The sequence below is a fragment of the Mycolicibacterium vulneris genome (assembly GCF_002104765.1).
Lineage (GTDB): Bacteria > Actinomycetota > Actinomycetes > Mycobacteriales > Mycobacteriaceae > Mycobacterium > Mycobacterium vulneris.
The window spans coordinates 35681-50223 of the sequence record NZ_NCXM01000017.1; the positions used below are offsets into that span (position 1 = coordinate 35681).

Sequence of the window (14543 nt, forward strand, 5' to 3'; positions counted from 1 at the left end):
TCGTCCCAAGTTGCGTCCTCACGCTGTCGACGCTCACTCACCAGCGAGACCGCTCAGCGCACCGTCGAGGCTGCTGTAGAGCGAGAGCACGCTGTCGATTCCCATGAGTTTGATCGGCCGGCTGGTGGCCGAGCCGTTGGCAACCACGGCGAACTGCGTCGGCGGCTCAATCTCCGACTGCGCGGTCACCAGGACGGTCATCCCGGCCGAGGCCAGGAAACCGACCTTGGACAGATCAACGATCAGCGCCGCGGGCTTGGTGGCCAGCGCGGTCTGAATGGCATCGGCCAGCAGCGGCGAGCTGAGCATGTCGACTTCGCCGGAGACGGTCAGCACGACCGCCTGATCTACCTGGTGTTTGCCCACTTCAAAAGCGGTTGGATCGACGAAGTCGCCGGATTGTTCGCCCATGGTCTTTCACTCACATTCGGTCCCGTCGGGGACACCGCTAGCTTCCGAAAAAGCAACTGTCATGCCGGGGGCTGTTGATTCAACCCCTCGGGAACACGCTTGTCTACGGAGGAGACGCACCCCGTCGATCTGCGCTACTGAATGCAGATACAGATACAAGTGTTTAGTCAATGGTAGGACACGCGGCGTACCGCGCTCAAAACGCTGAACGATTTCGGGCGCCGCGACGTAGTCCGGATGTGCGTGACGGCCGGCGCAGAAGTTGCACGGGGCATCGGCCCGTGCGTGAGTTGCTTCCACCGGTTTCGTTCTCGGCCCGCACGGCGTGGCCTGCACAAACGGGAAGGACGGTGGGTCGTGGAACCCGGTGATCGCGGCGTCGAACGTCACGGTGACGAGCGGCCTGACGACCCCGTGGAGCCCGCGCCGCCGCCGCCGCAATTCGGGGCGCTGAATCGGCGACGCGCGCTACTGGGCATCGGGGCGGTGGCGGGAGTCGCCGTGGTCGACGTGGGCGGTTTCGGGTATGCCGGCGGTTGGCTGCGCCGCGGCGCGCTGACCCCGTCCAGGTTCACGGATCGCTTCGAGCGCGTCTACGGCCGGCATGACGGTTTCCGGCGAAACCACGCCAAGGGCCTGAGCGCCACCGGAACGTTCGTCAGCAGCGGAGCGGCCGCGGCGATCTGCCGGGCCGCGGTCTTTCGGCGCGGCAGCGTGCCGCTGATCGGCCGGTTCTCGCTGTCCGGTGGGCTGCCCGACCAGCCCGACAAGCTCGATACCGTGCGCGGGCTGGGGTTGCTGTTCGACGGGCCCGACGGGCGGCAGTGGCGGACCGCGATGATCAACATCCCGGTCTTTCCGGACAGCACGCCCCACGGGTTCTACGACCGCTTGCTCGCATCCAAGCCGCTGCCGGGCACGGGCAAGCCCGACCCGCAGCAGATGGCGGCGTTCCTGCAGCGCCATCCCGAGACCGCCGCGGCCATGCGCATCATCAAGCAGGCACCGCCAACGGCGGGGTTCGCTGACAGCGCGTTCCACGGGCTGAACGCCTTCCGGTGCACCAACGGTGCCGGTGCGACGGTGCCGGTGCGCTGGTCCGCGATTCCACAGCAAGGCGCCGTGACTGCCTCTCCGCCGGCCAAGGACTACCTGTTCGACGCCGTGATTCGCACCCTGGCGGGCACGTCACTGAGCTGGCGGCTGGTTGTCACCGTCGGCGAGCCGGGCGATCCGACCCACGACGCCACCAAACCCTGGCCGGCGGGGCGCCGGACGATCGACGCCGGCACCATCACCATCTCCGCGGTCCAGACGGAGGAGGCCGGCAACGCGCGCGACATCAACTTCGATCCCCTGGTGCTGCCCGACGGCATCGCGGCCTCCGACGACCCGCTGCTCGCGGCGCGGTCGGCCGTGTACGCCCGTTCATTCACCCGTCGCGCCGAGGAGCCCAAAACGGCGAGCGCTGTCGACGTCGAAGCGGTCCTGCAATGACGCCGGGCCCCGTCGCGGCGCGGTTCACTCTGCCGTCGCGCGTTCTGCATTGGCTGATGGCGCCGATGGTCATCGCGCAGTTGCTGATCGGCGTGACCATGGTCGCCTCGCTGAGCTACTACCCGCTGCTGCTGGCGATCCATCGGCCGCTGGGCCTGCTGATCCTCGCCTTCGCCCTGGTCCGGCTGGCGAATCGGCTCGCGCACCGGCCGCCGGCCTTCCTGGCCACCATGAGCAAGACCGAACGCCGCATCGCGACGTGGTCGGAATACCTGCTCTACGGGCTGCTGCTGGTGCAGCCCCTGACAGGGTGGGCCATGCTGTCGGCGGCGCGGTTCCCGATCACCCTGCTCGGGCCGGTCGCGCTGCCCGGCATCGCGCCGCGCAACATCGACATCTTCGCGGTGCTCCGGAAGTGCCATAACGACTTCGCGCTGCTGCTCTTCCTCGCGTTTACCGCCCATATGACGGCGGTACTCTTCCACACGCTCGTCTTGCGTGACCGGCTGCTGGACTGCATGGCGCTGTGGCGCACCAAGGCCGGCGCCGGGCAGCCAGACCGGGCCTGAGACCCAAATCGCAGTCCGACGACCTGCCTGCTAGGCCTCGAAGTGGCCGAATATGATCGGCACGATTCAGACTTGAGCGCGCGGGCACGGACCGGCGTGCGGTGCCCATGAGGGCCACGAGGAACTGGGAGAGTTCAATGTCGAACCAGCAGCAAGCGGAACGGATGACGTCGGGCAAGGGATTCATCGCGGCCCTCGACCAGAGCGGCGGTTCGACGCCCAAGGCGCTGCGCCTCTACGGCATCGAGGACAACGCCTATTCCTCCGAGAAGGAGATGTTCGACCTCATTCACCAGATGCGGTCCCGGATCATCACGTCCCCGGTGTTCACCGGCGACCGCGTGCTGGCGGCGATCCTGTTCGAGCAGACCATGGACCGCGAGATCGCGGGCAAGCCGTCGACCACCTACCTGTGGGAGACCAAGGGCGTGGTGCCTTTCCTCAAGATCGACAAGGGTCTGGCCGACGCGTCCGACGACGTCCAGCTGATGAAGCCCATCCCCGGCCTCGACGAGCTGCTGGACCGGGCCGCCGGCCTGGGTGTCTTCGGCACCAAGGAGCGGTCGGTGATCGGCGGTGCCAACCCCAAGGGCATCGCGGCCGTGGTCGCCCAGCAGTTCGAGCTGGGGCACCAAGTGCTCTCGCACGGTCTGGTGCCCATCATCGAGCCCGAGGTCACCATCTCGATCTCGGACAAGGCCGAGGCCGAGGGCATCCTGCGCGACGAGATCACCAAGCAACTCGACGCCGTGCCCGAGGGCCAGCGCGTCATGCTCAAGGTGAGCCTGCCCACCGAGGTCAACTTCTACCGCCCGCTGATCGAGCACCCGAAGGTGATGCGGGTGGTCGCTCTGTCCGGCGGTTACTCCCGCGAGGAGGCCAACAAGTTGCTGGCCAAGAACACCGGGTTGATCGCCAGCTTCAGCCGGGCCCTGACCGAGGGGCTGACCGCCGACCAGTCCGACGAGCAGTTCAACGCCACGCTGGACAAGGCGATCCAGTCGATCTACGAGGCATCCGTCGCCGGCTGAGTTAGTAGCGGTGCTGGGCCATGCGCGGCGGCCCGGCGTCGCCGTCGCCTTCGTCGGAAACCAGAGCGGGCACCATCTCGCTGGTCACCAGGCCCTCCTCTCGGGTCAATTCGTCGATGAGGGCGAAGGATTCGGCGATGTTGGCCGGGGTGTCGATCACGATGGTGACGACGGGAACCCGGCGGGTGAGCGAAAACAAGCCGTCACCGTGGGGCGGGTGATCGCCGTGAAAGCCCCAGACGCCGCGCAGCACGGTCGCGCCGTCCGCGGTTTTTGCCTGGTGCAGCCGCTGGACGATCGCGCGGTGAATCGGTGCACCATCGTGGTGCGCCGCCTCGGAGGTGTAGATCGTCAACTTCTGCCACAGCGGCAGGCCGTGTTCGTCGAACCCGGGCAGCGCATGCGGTCGTTCGAGTAATTCACCGTCGCGCTTGCACACGCGGACCCGTTCGAGGGTGAACATCGGCCTGTGGAGCAACCCGCCAAGTTCCGGCAACACTCGACCGATGTGCTCGCCGGAACCGACGGCGACGATCATCATCGGAACGTCGGCGTTGCGCCCAAAGAAGCTGGCGCGCTGGCGTTCTCCGTGCGCGACACCGTCCACCCCGAGCAGCACCGTGGCGCCGGCGAGACCGCGCCGGTGCATCAGAGCGCACAGGGCGATGTAGGCGGGTGAGCCGTTGACGCGTTGCTTGCGGCCGACGTAGATCGTCAGCTTGACCGCGTCGCGCAGATCCTCGGGCAGCTGTGGGGTCCCGATGTGCTCGCGGAGCAGCCGAGCGCGCTCCAGGGTGACCAGACCGCGCTGCTTCACCGACAGCACCGGGTCGAGCAGCGCCTCGATCTTCGCTCGCGTGTCGACCGCGATGATCGCCACCGGCGGATCCTCCGACAACGTCAGGGACTCGTCGGTGCGCAGATAGTGACCCGTGCCGAACCCACCGATGCCGCGCAGCAGGACACCGCACGCGATGCGGTGCTGTGCATACAAGCCGAGCAGGACATCGGAGACAAAGCTGTCCCCGGTCCGCCTACGCTCGGCCAAATAGGTGGTGAGCTTCAGGCAATCGTCCATCGCCGCTCCCGTCGCCTCTCGGCGAGCCTACCCGCTCGCAGACACCAAGCGCCGCAGCGGTGTTCGTCGCGACCGACGTCAGCGCAGCTGTTCGGTCGGCACCCCGTAACGGTCCTGGTAGGCGCTCACCCGCTCGCGCACCTCGACGGCGTCCAGCCCGGTATCCGACCAGGTGTACCGGCCGCGCCCGCCATCCGAGGGATGGGACGCCAGGAAGTCGCGCATCTTCTGCTCGGCATCGGGCCGCAGCTCGCGGTCCAACCGTTCGTAAATGTCTTTGATCGCGGTCCACGGATCCTTCATGAAATCCGCGAATTGCACGTCGATCAGCCGGCCCGCGGGCACCGCGCCGCTGTCCCGCAGGGTCATCTCGCGCTCCAGGCCGACGACGATCTCCTCGTAGGACTGGGCCGCGCATTCGCTGATGCTGGATTCGTCGCTGCACATCCGGCGCAGGTGGTGGGTCAGCGCGGCGATCGACGATATGACGTTGAGCGGATCGCGGTGGGTCTGCACGATCAGCGCGTCGGGGTATTCGGCCAGCAGCGCATCCAGCTGCCACAGGTGCGCCGGCGATTTCAACAACCACTGGCCGGGCACGCCAGACTGCAAGTGCTGCAGAAAGATTCGGTGGAATCGATAGGCGCCCGCGTGGTCGGCCTCATACATCAGCCACCGGTAGTAACTCGGCAGCCGATACTGCACCGAGAAGATCATGCTGACGAACTCGGCGGCCGTGATGCGCACGCACTCCTGACCGACCAGAGCGCCCATCGGATGAAAGGCCAGAAAGCCGGGCATGATCTGCTCGGAAAGGTCGATGCTGGCCTGGGTTTGGGCGATCCGGGGATCGGTGTGATAGGTCTCGGGCCGTGGCACCGGACACGGCTCGTCGACCTCCCAGGTCAGCGGTGCGCGCAGCTCCGGATCCTGGGCGAGCAGGTCGTAGAGGATCGTGGTGCCGGTGCGCGGCTGGCCGACGATGAAGATCGGCGCCTTGATCTTCTCGGCCGCGATCTCGGGATGTTTTTTGCGCCAAGCGATTACACCGAGCCGGTTCTTCAGAGCCCGCATGAGGTCGAGGTGAGCGATCTCGACGCCGATATCGGATAGCCGCGCGTCGTTGATCAGCCCGTCCGTGACCCGGTGCAACCCGGACCGCCAACCCTCGTCGCCGAAGTCGTCGCTGCCGACTTCCTCGCAGGCGGCGGCGATCAGCCGTTCGGGGGCGAATCGGTCCTGCAATGTCATGTCCGCTCCCGTGCTTCGCGCACCGACACGGCGACCTCGGGCGGGCTCGGATTGTCCAGCCAGCGCAGGACGATGAAGCCGCGATGTCGGCCACCGGTGTCGAGCCAATGGCCAAACCCGAAGTCTTGCGCGGAGATTGCGATCCGCACCCGTCCGTCGGCATCGGGCTGTACGCCGCGGTTCGTCACCGAGCTGCGCCGGCGACGCGGCTCCAGGCATTCGTGCCAGATGCTTTCCAGCGTGACGTTCCAGTACCGGGTGTCGGGCGGCGTGATGTCGAGGACGAGGGCCTGGCCGGGTTCGAGCCGGAAGGTGCCCATCATGTACAGGTTGTCCGGCGTGGTGTCGGCCGCACCCAGATCGGCCGCTTGCGCCGTCAGCAAGGTGTTCGGCGTTTGCAGGAGTTCGGGCTTGATGGTGCGGTGCAGGGTCGCAAGCTTCATCAGCGACCACGCCATCGCGGTGAACTGGTCGGCGAGCTCGTCATCGGTCAGCACCGCCACCGGGCTTGGGTCCAGCGCCTCGATGCGCAGCGCGGCCAACTCCTCGCTCGCCCGGTCGCCGATGTATTCGCGGACGACCACCGACGAGGCGTCGTTGGGGATCTTCACCCACTGGGCATCGGCCAGATCGGACGGCTCGTCGGCCGAGAGCACCAGCGCGAATTCCCCCGAACTGAGCGCGAGGTCGACGTCGCTGACATAACCGGCCATCCGCCGTGGGGTGAGTCCGGTGCCGGCCAGGATCTGGAACCCGAGGTAGGCGCTGGTACCGCGGGATCCGGTGATCCGGTAGCGGCGGTCGCCGCGAATCATCGCCAGGTAGTAGTTGCCGTCGGGGTTGGGACCCCCGATCATCCGGTTCTCCGAGCACATATCGAAGAACGACGGCCGCTCGGGGTCGGACTCGACGGTCATCTGCGCACACAGCGACGATACCCGGGCGAGCACGCGCAGACCCTCGGCCAGTTCGCGCTCCGACTCGGCGTCCTCGGTCACGATTTTGGTGACGTCACTCAGCATCTGCTGGACGAACTGCCACGCGGCGCGCGCTTTCGGGGCCGGCGGATCGGCCGAATCGGGGATCTGAGACATCGTCTCATGATAAGACTATGTCTTACGGTTTCATGTCGATTCGCGAGAAACAGGGGTGGGACATGTCTGGTGCCGCGTCCGCGACGCCATCGCTGGCCGAGCGCAAGCGGGCGGCGACGCGTCAGCGCATCGCCACGGCCGCGGCCGAGCTGGTCGCCAGCCGCGGCCTGGCCGGGGCCACCGTCGATCGCATCGCCGACACCGCCGACATCGGCCGGGCGACGTTCTTCCGTTATTTCAACTCCAAGGAAGACGCCGTCGCCGAGGGCATGAACGCCCACTGGCTGGACCGGATCACCGCGGCGCTGGCCGCCCAGCCGCCACAGCTGACCGCCATCGAGGCGGTGACCGGCGCGTTTGGTGAGCTCGGCCGCGGCTCCGCCGAGATCGAGACGCAGATCCGTGAATTGGCCACGCTGACAAGGTCATCCGAGACGCTGGACGCGTGGACACTGCACATCTATGTGCGCTACGAGCTGGCGATCGCCGAACTCATCGCACCGCGGATGCCCGGACTGACCGCGCAGGACCCGCGCCCGCGACTGATCGGCGCGCTGACCATGGCGGCGGTGCGCATCGCGCTCGACGACTGGCTGAGCCACGGGGGCTCCTTGCCCGACCGGGTGAGTCAGGGCCTGGCCGCGCTCACGGTCGGCTGAACCGCTCAGCTTCCAATGAGGGCTGCCACGATGAGCCGGGTGGTCCGTTCGGCGCGCCGGCGCGAGTAGGGCTGCGCGCCGGACAGGATCGGGTACACCACCCCTCCGACGATGGCGTCCGCCGCCGATTCGGCGGTGGCCTCGTCGATGCCGTCGGCCAGCAGCCGGGCCCGCACGCTGTCATGCAGCGGTGCACTGAATCCGGCGCGCAGTTTGACGGCGGTGTCCTCATGTTCCATGCAGGCGACCGTCAGCGTTCGCAGCATGGCCGAACCCCGCGGCGTCGTCAGGCTGGCGAACAGCTTGCCGACCCAGCCGACCAGGTCGGCACTGACGTTGCCGGTGTGGTTGACCGACGCCAGCAGCTTGTCGGCGTCTTCGAGCATCACATCGGCGACCAGCGCCGGGCGGGTGGGCCACCACCGGTAGATGGTCTGCTTGCCCACCCCGGCGCGCGCGGCGACCGCCTCGATGGTCAGCCCATCGAACCCACGCTCGAGCAGCAGTTCGCGCGTCGCGGTGACGATCGCCGTGCGGGACTTCTCGCTGCGCCTCCTCGGCGAGCCCGCTGGCGCGTTCACCCCGCTCAGATCGGTTGGCATCTGGTGGTCCTCGCTTCTGCGAACTCAGATCGAAAGCCGGGTGATCGGACGCGCTTTACATATCCTGACTCGCGCCGGTAATGTTCCACAAGACGAGACGGTCCGTCTTGTGACGAAAGGATAGCAGTCCGTGCGGCCCACGCCAGTTATCTCTCGGCCGTCCTCGTGACCCTGGGACTGAGTCCGGAGCAGCAGGAGCTCAGCGACGCCGTAGCGCAGTTCGCCGCCCGCAATGCTCCCATTGCCACGACGCGTGAGCGCTTCGACGACCTCGCGGCCGGTCGCGTACCCGGCTGGTGGGATGCCCTGGTCGCCAACGGTTTCCACGCCGTGCATCTACCCGAAGACCTCGGTGGCCAGGGCGGAGGGCCGATCGACGCCGCCTGCGTCCTGGAATCGGCGGGCAAGTCGCTGCTGCCCGGACCCCTGCTGCCGACGGTGACAGCCGGAGCCGTCGCGCTCCTCGCCGAACCTGCGCCGCAAGCAGAGTCATTCCTGCGCGACCTGGCGGCCGGCGCCACCGCGGCGACCGTGCTTCCCGACGACAACCTTTCTGCGCGCTTCGACGGCGCGCGGTGGCTGGTCACCGGCGCCTCGCAGGTCACGCAGGGTGTGTGTGCGGCGCGCACGATCCTGCTCGGCGCCCATGGCGATGACGGCGATGTCGTCTGGCTGCTGGTGGACCCCGAAAACCCCGCGGCCACAGTCGAACCCGTAACCGGCACCGACCTCGTCGCCGACGCCGGCATCCTACGGCTCGACGACTACCGCGCGACCGAGTCGGAGGTCCTCCGCGGCATCGACCCGGACCGCGCGCGGTGCGTCGCCGTGGGTCTGGTGGCCAGCACGCTCGCCGGCATCGCGCAATGGTGCGTCGAGGCGGTCACTGCGCATCTGCGCATCCGAGAACAGTTCGGCAAGGTGATCGGAACTTTCCAGGCATTGCAACACAACGCCGCCATGCTGTTGGTCAACAGCGAGCTGGCCACCGCGGCGGCCTGGGACGCGGTCCGCGCCGTCGACGAACCGCTCGACCAGCACCGCCTCGCGGCGGCCGGGGCGGCGACCATCGCGGTCTCGCCGATCCCGGACCTGGTGCTCGACGCCCTGACGATGCTCGGGGCCATCGGCTTCACCTGGGAACACGATGTGCACCTGTACTGGCGGCGGGCCATCAGCCTGGCGGGATCGGTAGGTCCGGCGAATCGCTGGGCGCGGCGGCTGGGCGAGCTCGCGTGCACGCAGACGCGCGACATGTCGGTGAATCTTGGCGACGCGGAATCGGAATTTCGGTCCTGGGTCGCCGAGACGCTGGATGCGGCAATGCAATTACGCAACGACAAGCCCGCGCCGCATGGCGACTACGCGGACCAGGCCTCCGGGCCGCAACGCACGTTGATCGCCGACGCCGGTCTCATGGCGCCGCACTGGCCGGCACCCTGGGGCGTCGGAGCGGATCCGTTGAAGCAGCTCATCATCGACGAGGAGTTCGCCAAGCGGCCCGGGCTGGTTCGGCCATCGCTGAACATCGCCGAGTGGATCCTGCCCTCGGTAATGGCCGCCGCACCAATGGACTTGCAGGAGCAGATGATTCCGCCGACCCAACGCGGCGAGATTCATTGGTGCCAGCTGTTCAGCGAGCCGGGCGCCGGCTCCGATCTCGCGTCGCTGACCACCCGGGCGACCAAGGTCGACGGCGGTTGGCGGATCAACGGCCACAAAATCTGGACGTCGTTGGCGCAGTACGCCGACCTGGGCGCACTGCTGGCCCGCACCGACCCCGAAGCCAGCAAGCACCGCGGCATCGGGTACTTCATCCTCGACATGCGATCGCCCGGCATCGAAATCCAGCCGATCAAGACGGCGACCGGGCAGGCGCACTTCAACGAGGTGTTCCTCAACGACGTCTTCGTTCCCGACGAGATGCTGCTGGGCGGCCCTACCGACGGTTGGAGCCTCGCGATCGCGACGATGGCCGAAGAGCGTTCGGCTATCAGTGGATACGTCAAGTTCGACCGGGCCATCGCGTTGCGCAGGCTCGCGGCTCAACCCGGACCCGACCGTGATGACGCCTTGCGGGAGCTCGGCGAGCTCGACGCCTACACCAACGCGATCAGGGCGCTCGGGGTGCGCGAAACCATCCGGCTGCTCGACGGGCAGGCGTCGGGCCCGGCGTCCAGCATCGCCAAGGTGGCGATGAATGTGTTGCTGCGCCGGACCTTCCAGGCCACGCTGCAGTTGACCGGGCAGGTCGCGATGGCCGATGACCCCGACGCCGCGGTCGTGGAACCCTATCTGCATCTACCTGCTGAGCTGATCGGCGGGGGAACGAGGGAGATCCAGCTCAACATCATCGCGCAGATGATCCTCGGCCTACCCCGAAAATAAGGACACAGCATGGGATTACGCGGAGAAGCCGCGATCGTCGGATACGTCGAACTGCCGCCGGAACGCATGACCAAGGCGTCACCCGCGCCGTTCGCCATCGAACAGTGGGCGGAACTCGGCGCCGCCGCGCTGGACGACGCGGGCCTGCCCTTCGAGGTCGTCAACGGGATCGTCGCGTCACACCTGGCCGAGTCGGAGATCTTCGTCCCTTCCACAATCGCCGAATACCTGGGCGTAGGAGCGAGATTCGCCGAGCACGTCGACCTCGGCGGGGCCAGCGCCGCCGCCATGGTGTGGCGGGCCGCCGCCGCCGTCGAACTCGGCATCTGCGACGCGGTGTTGTGCGCGCTGCCCGCCCGCTACATCACCCCGATGTCTCCGAAGAAGCCCAGATCGCTGGGCGACGCGTTGTATTTCGGTTCGTCGAGCAACCAATACGGCTCTCCACAAGCCGAATTCGAAATCCCCTACGGCAACCTCGGCCAGAACGGCCCCTACGGCCAGGTGGCCCAGCGCTACGCGGCGGTGTACGGCTACGACGAGCGGGCCATGGCCAAGCTCGTCGTCGACACCCGGGTCAACGCCAACCACACCGACGGCGCGATCTGGAAGGATAAGCCGCTCACCGTCGACGACGTGCTGGCCAGCCCGGTAATCGCCGACCCGCTGCACATGCTCGAGATCGTCATGCCCTGCGTCGGCGGCGCGGCGGTCGTGGTCGCCAGCGCGGACCTGGCGAAGCGGTCGCGCAATCGTCCGGTGTGGATCAAGGGATTCGGCGAGCACGTGCCCTTCAAGACCCCGACGTACGCCGAGGATCTGCTCAACACCCCGATCGCCGCCGCGGCCAACACCGCCTTCGCGATGAGCGACCTGGGCCGCGACCAGATGGACATGGTCTCGATCTATGACTGCTACACCATCACGGTGCTGCTCTCGCTGGAGGATGCCGGCTTCTGCGAGAAGGGCAAAGGCATGGAGTTCGTCGCCAACCACGACCTGACCTTCCGCGGCGACTTCCCGCTGAATACGGCCGGCGGCCAATTGGGCTTCGGCCAAGCGGGTTTGGCCGGCGGAATGCACCACGTCTGCGACGCCACCCGCCAGATCATGGGCCGCGCGGGCGCCGCGCAGATCGCCGACTGCAACCGGGCCTTCGTGTCCGGCAATGGCGGCATCCTGTCCGAGCAGACCACCCTGATTCTGCAAGGGGACTGACCGATGAACTTCGAACGACCGATGCCCGTCAAAACGCCCACCAGCGCGCCGTTTTGGGATGCGCTGGCGCAGCATCGCATCGCCATCCAGTATTCGCCATCGCTGCAGGCGTACGTGTTCTACCCGCGGGTGCGCGCGCCGCGCACCCTGGCCGACGACTTGGAGTGGCGGGAAATCTCTGGGATGGGGACCCTGTACTCGTACACGGTGGCCCATCGGCCGGTCAGTCCGCATTTCGCCGACGCCGTGCCTCAGCTGCTCGCCATCGTCGAATGGGACCAGGGCCCGAGGTTTTCCACCGAGATGGTCAACGTCGACCCGGCTCGCTTGAAGGTCGGGATGCGGGTGAAGCCGGTGTTCTGCGATTACCCCGAACACGAGGTCACGCTGCTGCGTTACGAGCCCGCCGACTGACGCCGATCCGAGTGCACTTGTCGAGGACGAGCGAGCTGTGTAACTGCTTGGAAGGCGGTGCTGGATTGCTGTCACCTGCTTGCGCACGATTAGCATGAACCGAGGCTGTTGAACGGGAGGTGAACGGTGCGAGCGTGGTCGGCCAAGCGGTCCGAACCTGAATTCGAAGGCACCGGTGGCACATCACACAGGAAAGCCGGCAGTATCGTGTTGCTGGCGATCGTTGTCGGCGCCATGGTCACGTCGATTGTGCTGTACATCGATGGTGTTGCTTCGCATCGTGTTTCAAGCGGTGCACCTCCGAACAGCGGTGAGACGGCCGTGACGCTGAATGTCGAAGGCATCCAATCGGATTACGGCGCGCTCCTGTGCAACCTCGCGGTTTCGCCCGGATCCGCGTTGCTGGATCCCGCCACCGAGGGCCTCAAGCAAGACCTCACCGTCGAGGTCACCTCGGTCGCGACTCCGGTCAAACGCACCTGGTCCAAGGGCATGCTGCCCGGAGTTTTCCCAGTCCCGCTCACCCTGGTGCGGGACGTCGAGCGCTGGCCGTTCGACCGCTATAACGCGGGGCCGTTCGCGGTCGAAATGTTCATCGGTGGTGCGCAGACGCCCCAACGTGCCCAGGTGATGATCGTCGACCGGCTGCCTGGCTGGAAGGTCCACGCGTCCGGGCCCAGTAAAGCCAGACCACGTGCGGCTTACCAGGTGGAGATCCAGCGGGCGGCGAGCACCATGGTGTTCGCGGTCGTCATTCTCTGCATCCTGATCGCGATTGCCGGCGCAGCGGTGCTCGTCGCGGTTCAGACCCTGCGGGACCGACGAAAGTTTCAATCGCCGATGATGGCCTGGTACGCGGCGATGCTGTTCGCGGTGGTTCCGCTGCGAAACGCGCTTCCCGGCTCGCCGGCGTTCGGCAGCTGGATCGATATGACGATCGTGTTGTGGGTGCTGGTCGCTCTGGTGGTCTCGATGCTGCTGTACATCGCGTGCTGGTGGCGACATCTGCGGCCTGATTCGGGCGGTGAGGACCCGGCAGAACAGCGGCCAACCGAGATTCTCTCAGGCCGAAGCAGCTAGGTCGACGACCGCACCACCAGGTGGGCGATGTCGGTCGGCTCTGGAGACGGCGGGACGGGGTGCCCCAGCCGCTCGAAAACCGCGGCAAGCGCGGCGTCGGCGACCGCGCAGGGATCGAACTGCACGGTGGTCAACGGCGGCGTGCTCACCATGCCCATCGGGCTGGCGTCGACGCCCATCACCGCGAGATCGCCGGGACAGCGTAGCCGCGCCCGATGGATGCCGTATAGGACGAGGCAGGCGATTTCGTCGCTTTGCGCGCAGACCGCGGTCACCCCGTCGCCCACCCACCCGGTGACCACGTCGGCGGCGTTGTCCAGGGTGACCTCGTCGACTCGCACGGCGGGGAGGCCGCGCAGCTGTGCCGCCCGGGAAACACCCTCGAACCAGTAGTCACCCAGTGGGCGCCATCGGGCGATACCGGTGTAGGCGAACGCAATTCGGCGATGGCCCCGCTCGGCCAGGTGGTCGACCCGCAGCTCGCCCACGGACAGATGCGGGTCGTTGAGCGCGGGCAGTGTCCCGATCTCGATGTGGGGGATGCCCGCATTCGTCACCGCTTGCCGCGCGGCCGCACTCAGCGGGAACAGGCTGGTGACCGCGACGGGATCCAGATTCTCGATCGCGTCGACCACGTGCTGGTCATCATCGGTCTCGAAGATCTGCACCTGAAGTAAACCCTCGCGGGCCAGTGCGGTCGTCATCCGGCTGCCGGCCTGCATCGGCATCTCGCCGACGGCGACGTGCGGCACCACGTAGAGCACCACACCGCTTTTGCCGCGCGCGAGGTTGCGGGCGGCCAGGTTGGGCCGGTAGCCCAGCAGTTTGGCCGCGCGGTACACCGCGTCGCGGGTTTCCGGGGAGATGCGGCGGCCCCGGGCGTTGTTGAGCACATAACTGACCGTGGCGGTGGAGACGCTGGCCAGGCGGGCCACGTCGGCGGTGGTCGGACGCGCAGCTTTATTGGTGCTCAACTCCCGTTACCTCCGGGCCAGGTCATGCCCCATGGTGGCACGCGACAACGGCGCTCATCGCGCCATCCCACGCCGGGGGTTTGCGACCGGCGCGCCAGGCAGAACTAATAGTCATAGCTGAAGGGCACGCGCTTTTGATCTCCACAGCATTGGGAGGTGCGCCTATGACGTTGCAATATCCCAGGTTAGCGCGCACACGCTTGTGCAGACGCCCGCCGCCCGCGGTTGACACTGTGACCCGGGCCATTATCTACTAGTCACCATCGATCGACCGAGG

General features: G+C 67.1%; 14 protein-coding genes. 8 read left to right on the forward strand and 6 right to left on the reverse strand.

What is annotated here, in order from left to right; all coding sequences use genetic code 11:
* Nucleotides 1-33 precede the first annotated feature (33 nt).
* A complete protein-coding gene (locus B8W69_RS17140; RefSeq protein WP_085291004.1) occupies nt 34-411 on the reverse strand; it encodes an STAS domain-containing protein in 378 nt (125 codons plus the stop codon).
* A 357-nt stretch (nt 412-768) separates the two neighbouring features.
* On the opposite strand from B8W69_RS17140, the gene B8W69_RS17145 reads away from it, so the two are divergent.
* From B8W69_RS17145 to B8W69_RS17155, 3 genes are all read left to right on the forward strand, one after another.
* Entirely contained in the window at nt 769-1908 is a 1140-nt protein-coding gene (locus B8W69_RS17145; RefSeq protein ID WP_439330624.1) for a catalase family peroxidase, read from the forward strand.
* The gene (locus tag B8W69_RS17150; protein ID WP_085291005.1) at nt 1905-2477 is read left to right on the forward strand and encodes a cytochrome b; all 573 of its coding nucleotides are present in this window, start codon (nt 1905-1907) and stop codon (nt 2475-2477) included. The genes B8W69_RS17145 and B8W69_RS17150 overlap by 4 nt, the downstream gene beginning before the upstream one ends.
* Nucleotides 2478-2614: 137 nt before the next feature.
* Entirely contained in the window at nt 2615-3508 is an 894-nt protein-coding gene (locus tag B8W69_RS17155; protein ID WP_085291006.1) for a fructose bisphosphate aldolase, read from the forward strand.
* Between the two features lies 1 nt (nt 3509).
* Here B8W69_RS17155 and B8W69_RS17160 read toward each other — a convergent pair whose 3' ends face one another.
* From B8W69_RS17160 to B8W69_RS17170, 3 genes are all read right to left on the reverse strand, one after another.
* Entirely contained in the window at nt 3510-4586 is a 1077-nt protein-coding gene (locus B8W69_RS17160; protein ID WP_085291007.1) for a putative PII-like signaling protein, read from the reverse strand.
* Nucleotides 4587-4664: 78 nt separating this feature from the next.
* Nucleotides 4665-5837 carry a sulfotransferase family protein gene (locus tag B8W69_RS17165; RefSeq protein ID WP_085291008.1) on the reverse strand — a complete coding sequence of 391 codons (1173 nt, stop codon included), beginning with the start codon at nt 5835-5837 and terminating at the stop codon, nt 4665-4667.
* Nucleotides 5834-6931, reverse strand: coding sequence for a DUF1214 domain-containing protein (locus B8W69_RS17170; protein ID WP_085291009.1), 1098 nt, complete (start codon nt 6929-6931; stop codon nt 5834-5836). The genes B8W69_RS17165 and B8W69_RS17170 overlap by 4 nt, the downstream gene beginning before the upstream one ends.
* A gap of 62 nt (nt 6932-6993) precedes the next feature.
* Here B8W69_RS17170 and B8W69_RS17175 point away from each other — a divergent pair, with 62 nt between their 5' ends.
* Nucleotides 6994-7590: a TetR family transcriptional regulator gene (locus B8W69_RS17175; RefSeq protein WP_085291085.1), complete on the forward strand. Its 597-nt coding sequence runs from the start codon at nt 6994-6996 to the stop codon at nt 7588-7590.
* 5 nt (nt 7591-7595) lie between these two features.
* On the opposite strand, the gene B8W69_RS17180 is transcribed toward B8W69_RS17175, so the two are convergent.
* Nucleotides 7596-8192, reverse strand: coding sequence for a TetR/AcrR family transcriptional regulator (locus B8W69_RS17180; protein WP_085291010.1), 597 nt, complete (start codon nt 8190-8192; stop codon nt 7596-7598).
* Nucleotides 8193-8357: 165 nt separating this feature from the next.
* On the opposite strand from B8W69_RS17180, the gene B8W69_RS17185 reads away from it, so the two are divergent.
* The 4 genes from B8W69_RS17185 to B8W69_RS17200 all read left to right on the forward strand — a co-directional run bounded on the left by B8W69_RS17185 (nt 8358) and on the right by B8W69_RS17200 (nt 13292).
* A complete protein-coding gene (locus B8W69_RS17185; protein ID WP_085291011.1) occupies nt 8358-10580 on the forward strand; it encodes an acyl-CoA dehydrogenase family protein in 2223 nt (740 codons plus the stop codon).
* Nucleotides 10581-10589: 9 nt separating this feature from the next.
* Nucleotides 10590-11798, forward strand: coding sequence for a thiolase family protein (locus B8W69_RS17190; protein WP_085291012.1), 1209 nt, complete (start codon nt 10590-10592; stop codon nt 11796-11798).
* Nucleotides 11799-11801: 3 nt separating this feature from the next.
* A complete protein-coding gene (locus B8W69_RS17195) occupies nt 11802-12212 on the forward strand; it encodes a Zn-ribbon domain-containing OB-fold protein (RefSeq protein WP_085291013.1) in 411 nt (136 codons plus the stop codon).
* A gap of 234 nt (nt 12213-12446) precedes the next feature.
* Nucleotides 12447-13292: a DUF4436 domain-containing protein gene (locus B8W69_RS17200; RefSeq protein WP_085291086.1), complete on the forward strand. Its 846-nt coding sequence runs from the start codon at nt 12447-12449 to the stop codon at nt 13290-13292.
* Here B8W69_RS17200 and B8W69_RS17205 read toward each other — a convergent pair.
* Entirely contained in the window at nt 13289-14266 is a 978-nt protein-coding gene (locus tag B8W69_RS17205) for a LacI family DNA-binding transcriptional regulator (protein WP_110881973.1), read from the reverse strand. The two genes, B8W69_RS17200 and B8W69_RS17205, sit on opposite strands and share 4 nt — an antisense overlap.
* Between the last annotated feature and the right edge of the window lie 277 nt (nt 14267-14543).

Excerpts from the sequence above, each read along its gene's own strand:
- B8W69_RS17200 (WP_085291086.1), top strand. The coding sequence starts at position 12,447 with ATGGTCACGTCGATTGTGCTGTACATCGATGGTGTTGCTTCGCATCGT.
- B8W69_RS17140 (WP_085291004.1), bottom strand. The coding sequence starts at position 411 with ATGGGCGAACAATCCGGCGACTTCGTCGATCCAACCGCTTTTGAAGTG.
- B8W69_RS17160 (WP_085291007.1), bottom strand. The coding sequence starts at position 4,586 with ATGGACGATTGCCTGAAGCTCACCACCTATTTGGCCGAGCGTAGGCGG.
- B8W69_RS17165 (WP_085291008.1), bottom strand. The coding sequence starts at position 5,837 with ATGACATTGCAGGACCGATTCGCCCCCGAACGGCTGATCGCCGCCGCC.
- B8W69_RS17175 (WP_085291085.1), top strand. The coding sequence starts at position 6,994 with ATGTCTGGTGCCGCGTCCGCGACGCCATCGCTGGCCGAGCGCAAGCGG.
- B8W69_RS17155 (WP_085291006.1), top strand. The coding sequence starts at position 2,615 with ATGTCGAACCAGCAGCAAGCGGAACGGATGACGTCGGGCAAGGGATTC.
- B8W69_RS17195 (WP_085291013.1), top strand. The coding sequence starts at position 11,802 with ATGAACTTCGAACGACCGATGCCCGTCAAAACGCCCACCAGCGCGCCG.
- B8W69_RS17170 (WP_085291009.1), bottom strand. The coding sequence starts at position 6,931 with ATGTCTCAGATCCCCGATTCGGCCGATCCGCCGGCCCCGAAAGCGCGC.
- B8W69_RS17190 (WP_085291012.1), top strand. The coding sequence starts at position 10,590 with ATGGGATTACGCGGAGAAGCCGCGATCGTCGGATACGTCGAACTGCCG.
- B8W69_RS17180 (WP_085291010.1), bottom strand. The coding sequence starts at position 8,192 with ATGCCAACCGATCTGAGCGGGGTGAACGCGCCAGCGGGCTCGCCGAGG.
- B8W69_RS17150 (WP_085291005.1), top strand. The coding sequence starts at position 1,905 with ATGACGCCGGGCCCCGTCGCGGCGCGGTTCACTCTGCCGTCGCGCGTT.